We start from the raw sequence: 6000 nt of genomic DNA, 5'->3' as shown, positions 1-6000 counted from the left end.
CGCTTAAGCTGGTTCGGGCTCTGACGGACACGGTTCTGGCTGCGCCAGAACTTCCCGCGCGCAGAACCTGGTTCGGGGCGGCGTGCGAACTCGCGCCGCGCACAGCATGCTGTGCGCACCCATGGCGCTCAAACAGCGCACGCCTTGCCTCCCCGAACCAGGCCCTGCGCGCGGCGTGCCCGAATCGCCCGCCCCAGCTCAAGCGCCCACGACGCTCCATTCAGTATGATCAGCGATTTGATCATCGATGATTTTGCTGCGGTAGGTCTTATAGCAGCCAAATCGTTGACGAACAAGGCGGTATCTATAAATCCAACCGGGACGTTATGTAGCGGCAGCCCTTGTGGCTGCCATCGGCGCAATAACCTGCACCCCGTTTAGCAAACATGGCAGCCACAAGGGCTGCCGCTACATGTTCTACCGTCAGCGGCATGGCCGGCCCGGATTATAATTGCCGTAGAAGTGGCCCTCGTGGCTGCCACATGCGCGCCCCATCCATCCCATCCCGGCCCGAGCGCCGGGATTTCTCGAGAATCCAATGAAGTTCTGGAACACCCGCCTTCTGGCCGGCTTTGTCATGGCAACCATGCTGGGCTTTGCCAGCCTCGCTCAGGCCCAAAGCACCATCCACAATGTACGCGGCTTCCTGCCCGACCTGCGCTTCACCCTTGAAGGCGCCGGCGGCAAGACCGTTACGCAAGATACCTTCAAAGGGAAAACGGTATTGCTGTTTTTCGGCTATGCCAGTTGCCCCGACATCTGTCCCACGACCATGGTGCAATTGGCGCAAGTCGTGAAAAACCTGGGCGTGCAGGCTCCGGACGCGCAGATTCTGTTCATCAGCGTCGATCCGCACCGGGACACGCCCGACGCGCTGCAAGCCTATGTCAATGCCTTTGACAAGAACGCCATCGGGCTGACCGGCACGGAAAAACAAGTGGCGGACGTCGCGCGGCGCTATCGGGTCGCCTATCAAATCGAAAAACCCAAGAACCCGAAAAGCAAAGACTACGAAGTCGCTCACAGCCGCGGCGTGTATATCTTCGACAAGCAAGGCCACGCTGAACTGCTCGCCCCCGATACCGAGTCGGTCGATACGCTGACGCAAAGCGTGAAGGCGTTGTTGGCGAAAAATGGTAAATAGTTGGCGGATTTATGGCACCCACAAGGGGTGCCGCTACGTTATTCACGATCACGTTTTTGTAGCAGCACCCCTTGTGGGTGCCATAAATCATTAACAACTGTATCTACCGCACTTATGCGCTCTTGACCCGCTGCAATGGCTCTCGGGCCAGCGTCAACTGGCTCGCGGCCTGCCGCAGCGCCGTGCGCAGGCCCTCTTCAACCACTGGGTGGTAAAACGGCATTTCCAGCATTTTGGGTACCGTCATTTCCTGCTGCACCGCCCAGGACAGCAAATGGGCAATATGCTCAATGCTGGGTCCTGCCATTTCGGCGCCTAAAAACCGGCCGTTGTACTGATCCGCATAAACACGCAGCTTGCCACGGTTTTTCAACATCACCCGCGAGCGCCCCTGGTTGGCAAAATCGACCTCGCCAAACACCACGCCCGATGTTGGCAAGCCTTTGAAATGCACGCCAACCTGGGCAATCTGTGGATCGGTAAATACGACAGCCAGCGGCGCGCGGCGCCGCCCCGGCTGGACCTTCGGATATCGGGCGGCGTTTTCGCCGGCAATACGACCCTCGTCGGCGGCTTCATGCAAAAACAGCAGTTCGCCGTCCACGTCGCCCGCTATAAATATAGGCGAGGCGCCCAATTGCAAAGTCCGCCGATCAAAATGCGGCAAGCCCGTTTCATCTAAAACCACAGAGGTATTCTCAAGCTGCAGATGATCCAGGTTCGGACGGCGGCCAGCCGCCATCAGCAGGTAATCGAAGCGCTCCAGACTCTCGCGCCCATCGGCATCGGCCCAGCGCACCTCCACCTCGTCGCCATCACGCGCCGCCGATACGATGCGTGTATTGAGCGAAACTGAAAATTCAGCCTGAAAAGCCGCCAAGGCGCTCGCCTTGACCTCCGGATCGCTCAAACCACCCAGGCTGGCGCTGCGCCCCAGCAAACGCACATGTACACCCAGGCGCGCCAGCGCTTGCCCCAGTTCCAGACCGATAACGCCCGGCCCAACCACCAAGACGCGGCGCGGCAGGTCGTCCCAATAAAACACATCGTCATTCACGATCAGCCGGTCGCCCAGCGCTTTATAGCTGTCAGGCACGACCGGCGTCGAACCCGTCGCGATCACGACTCTGGACGCCTCGATGCGGGTGTGGTCGTCGACCTGCAAGGTGGTGTCGGACAGAAACCGGGCATAGCCGCGAATTTTGTCCTCTTGGGGAAGACCGTCGACGCTATCGAGTACAAAACCCACAAACCGATCGCGCTCGCGCTTGACGCGATCCATGACTTCGGCGCCATCAACGCGTATGGGGCCTTCGACATGAACGCCAAAGGGCGCGGTATGCGCGGCCGAATGAGCCGCCTCGGCAGCGGCAATCAACAGTTTGGACGGCATGCAACCCACGCGGGCGCAGGTCGTGCCATACGGACCGCCCTCGATAATCACGGCGCCCAGCCCCGCTGCCTTGACAGCCCTATAAGCTCCCAAGCCTGCCGTTCCGGCACCAATGATCGCGACGTCTACTTTAAGATTCTTCATACTATTGCCTTAGGCCATAAGCTGAGGGGTGTAGCCCGCCGCGACGATAGCGGCCTCGATCGCCGCGGCATCATTGACACCGTCAACGATGACACGATGGGTTTCCGTCACCGCCGACACCGGCACACCCGGCGCCACTTCATGCACGGCCGTCGTTATGGTTTTAACGCAATGACCGCAAGTCATGTCCGGCACTACAAATTCGATTTTCATCTCTGCCTCTGCCATTTCAAGCGTTTGAGCCTGTAGTGTAAACTTTACCACGATTGGAAGGTCAAGCCTCGGCAGTCGTATCGGCCAGATTGTCGTATTGGAACACTGCGGATGATGGCAGCCACAAGGGCTGCCGCTACAACACATGGTGAGGCTTGACATTACCATAAGGTTAAGGTTAATACTGTGTCATATCGAAACCATCCGACAAAACCCTCATGAATGCCTCATCCGCCCTGCCCGGACACATCGACCTGTCCATAGACGGCATGACCTGCGCTTCCTGCGTGCGCCGTGTCGAACAGGCGCTCTCGGCCGTGCCCGGAGTGGCGCAGGCGCAGGTAAATCTTGCGACCGAACGCGCCCGCGTCAGCCTTGGCGCTCCGGTCGCCCTCGAAAGCCTGCTGGCGGCCGTGCAACAGCGAGGCTACACCGCTCACGAATTCAAGGCTGCCAGCCAGACGCAGGACACTGAGCAGGCCGCCAGGAAAGCCAAGGATGAGCGGGCACTCAAAACCGCCTTTATCCTGGCCGTGTGTCTGACCTTGCCCATTTTTATCATCGAAATGGGCAGCCACGTCATTGCGCCATTCCATCACTACCTGCTGCGAACGCTTGGGGCCCAGAATATCGCCTATCTGCAGTTTGTCCTGGCCACGCTCGCCCTGGCAATCCCGGGCCGCTCTTTTTTTACCCACGGACTCAAGGCAGCCTTCCATCTGAATCCGGACATGAACACCCTGGTTGCCCTGGGAGCGGGCAGCGCATGGTTGTATTCCACGATTTCAACCTTTGCGCCGCAATGGCTGCCGCCTGGATCCGTCCATCTGTATTACGAAGCCGCCGCTGTGATTGTCACGCTGATATTACTTGGCCGCTATCTTGAAGCGCGAGCCCGAGGCAAGACCGGCTCGGCCATCAAGCGCCTGATCGGCCTGCAACCCAGAACCGCCCGATTGCAACGCGACGAACAATGGATCGACGTGCCGATAGACACCCTGAAAATTGGCGACATCGTGCTGGTTCGCCCGGGCGAAAAAATCCCCGTCGATGGAACCATTACAACCGGCCGCTCTTACGTGGACGAATCCATGCTAACGGGCGAATCGGCCGCAGTGCTTAAAGAAGCAGGCGACCAGGTCGCAGGCGGCACGCTCAACGCATCGGGCAGCTTTACCGTGCAAATACGGCATCTGGGCGCAGACACCGTATTGGCGCGCATCATACGCATGGTGGAAGAAGCGCAAGGCAGCAAGCTGCCCATACAGGATATTGTTGACCGGATCACCGCCTGGTTCGTGCCCGCCGTCATTCTGATCGCACTGGGCACTTTCCTGCTATGGCTAATCACCGGACCCAGTCCATCGCTTTCCTACGCGCTCATCAATGCCGTGGCAGTGCTGATCATCGCCTGTCCTTGCGCGATGGGCCTGGCAACTCCCACGTCCATCATGGTAGCCACGGGTCGCGCCGCCGACATGGGTATTTTGTTTCGACAAGGCCAGGCCCTGCAAACCTTGAAAGACGCCAGGGTGATTGCATTCGACAAAACCGGAACGCTCACCGTCGGCAAACCCGCGCTGACCGACCTGCACCTGGCGCCCGAGCTGGACCACGATGCAACGCTGGCCGACATAGCCTCGATACAGGCTCTTTCCGAGCACCCTATCGCGCTTGCGATCACGCAGGCGGCAAAACAGAAAAACCTGGGCTTATCATTGGCAACCGGATTTAAAGCCATTTCCGGAGCCGGCGTGCAAGCCGACACAAACAACCACCACTATGTGCTGGGCTCCGCCCGGTTAATGCAACAGTCCGGTATCGCGCTGGACCGTTTTGAATCCGTCGCTGCCCACCTTGGCATGGCCGGCAAGTCGCCCACTTACATCGCACGCGACGGCACACTGGCAGGCGTCTTCGCCGTCGCAGACCAAATCAGGCAAAGCGCTCACGCCACGGTGCAAAAGCTGGAGCAACTGGGCATCAGGACCGTCATGATTACCGGCGACAACGCCAGAACCGCCCAAGCCGTCGCGCTGCAACTGGGCGTGGCCGAGGTTCACGCCGAAACCTTGCCGGAAAACAAGGTTGCGGTGCTACAGGCGCTGAAACGCCGATATGGCACCTTGGCCTATGTAGGAGACGGCATCAATGATGCTCCCGCGCTGGCGTTCGCCGATGTAGGCATTGCGATAGGCACCGGCACCGACGTAGCCATCGAATCGGCTTCCGTGGTCCTGATGGCCGAAGATTTGCGGACCGTTCCAACGGCCATTAGTCTGTCTGTGGCCACCCTGCGCAATATTCGGCAGAACCTGTTTTGGGCCTTCGCCTACAACGTGGCGCTTATCCCGCTGGCCGCCGGAGCCCTGTACCCCAGCTACGGGATCCTGCTCTCGCCTGTGTTGGGCGCTGCCGCCATGGCTTTATCAAGTATCTTCGTGGTGGGCAACGCGCTACGCCTGAAACGCTTCAATCCCTCGAATCGAGTCCACACATCATGAATATTGGACAGGCCGCCGCTCAGACGGGCATCTCCGCCAAAATGATCCGCTACTACGAAAGTATCCGCTTGCTCGATACCAGCCAGCGTACTGAGTCAGGGTACCGCGTCTATCACGAGCGCGACCTGCATGCGCTGCGCTTCATACGCCGGGCGCGTGATCTGGGGTTTTCGCTCAAGCAGATCGATACCCTGATGGCCTTGTGGCGCGACAAGTCGCGCGCCAGTGCCGAAGTGAAGCGATTGACCAATGAACACATCGCCGAACTCGAACGCAAGGCGACCGAACTGCAGGAGATGGCCGCTACGCTGAAGAATCTGGCCGACCATTGTCATGGCGACAAACGGCCCGACTGTCCTATTCTCGACAGTCTCGACCGCTTGGCTTGAAAATGCTTAGAACCGGCAAACGCAATTTCCAGCTCGATTCGCATTCAAGGCTTTTTCGGTTGACGTGTTTACGGAACTGAACGCGTTTTGTGTCGCGCTTTTTTTGAGCCGTTTTGGGTGGAGATCATTCTATTAAGACGCCGCAGGGCGAGGGGTGGGTCGATGAAGGCCTACGGACAGCATGACAGAGGCAGGCTGCGGGCGACGCGACAG

At 59.1% G+C, this 6000-nt stretch carries 6 protein-coding genes; 4 read left to right on the top strand and 2 right to left on the bottom strand.

All coding sequences use genetic code 11. From position 1 onward, the window contains the following. The coding region (locus EDC26_RS20255; RefSeq protein WP_207915212.1) for a hypothetical protein at positions 1-251 on the top strand (251 nt) is incomplete at its 5' end. Positions 252-577: 326 nt separating this feature from the next. After that, the gene (locus EDC26_RS19000) at positions 578-1144 is read left to right on the top strand and encodes an SCO family protein (protein WP_243700983.1); all 567 of its coding nucleotides are present in this window, start codon (positions 578-580) and stop codon (positions 1142-1144) included. Between the two features lie 112 nt (positions 1145-1256). On the opposite strand, the gene EDC26_RS18995 is transcribed toward EDC26_RS19000, so the two are convergent. Both EDC26_RS18995 and EDC26_RS18990 read right to left on the bottom strand, forming a co-directional pair. Continuing rightward, entirely contained in the window at positions 1257-2681 is a 1425-nt protein-coding gene (locus EDC26_RS18995; protein WP_132585901.1) for a dihydrolipoyl dehydrogenase, read from the bottom strand. A gap of 9 nt (positions 2682-2690) precedes the next feature. Continuing rightward, on the bottom strand, positions 2691-2894 hold the full coding sequence (locus EDC26_RS18990) for a heavy-metal-associated domain-containing protein (RefSeq protein ID WP_132585898.1): 204 nt from the start codon (positions 2892-2894) through the stop codon (positions 2691-2693). Positions 2895-3112: 218 nt separating this feature from the next. Between EDC26_RS18990 and EDC26_RS18985 the strand changes: the two genes are divergently transcribed. Next, positions 3113-5398, top strand: a complete 2286-nt coding sequence (locus tag EDC26_RS18985; protein WP_132585895.1) for a heavy metal translocating P-type ATPase — start codon at positions 3113-3115, stop codon at positions 5396-5398. Continuing rightward, positions 5395-5787 carry a Cu(I)-responsive transcriptional regulator gene (cueR, locus tag EDC26_RS18980; protein WP_132585892.1) on the top strand — a complete coding sequence of 131 codons (393 nt, stop codon included), beginning with the start codon at positions 5395-5397 and terminating at the stop codon, positions 5785-5787. Before EDC26_RS18985 ends, cueR begins: the two co-directional genes overlap by 4 nt. Positions 5788-6000: the final 213 nt, after the last annotated feature.

It is taken from the genome of Paralcaligenes ureilyticus, assembly GCF_004346225.1.
Classification (GTDB): domain Bacteria; phylum Pseudomonadota; class Gammaproteobacteria; order Burkholderiales; family Burkholderiaceae_B; genus Paralcaligenes; species Paralcaligenes ureilyticus.
The sequence above is the reverse complement of the archived record's forward strand: the minus strand, read 5'-3'. Positions and strand labels throughout refer to the sequence as shown.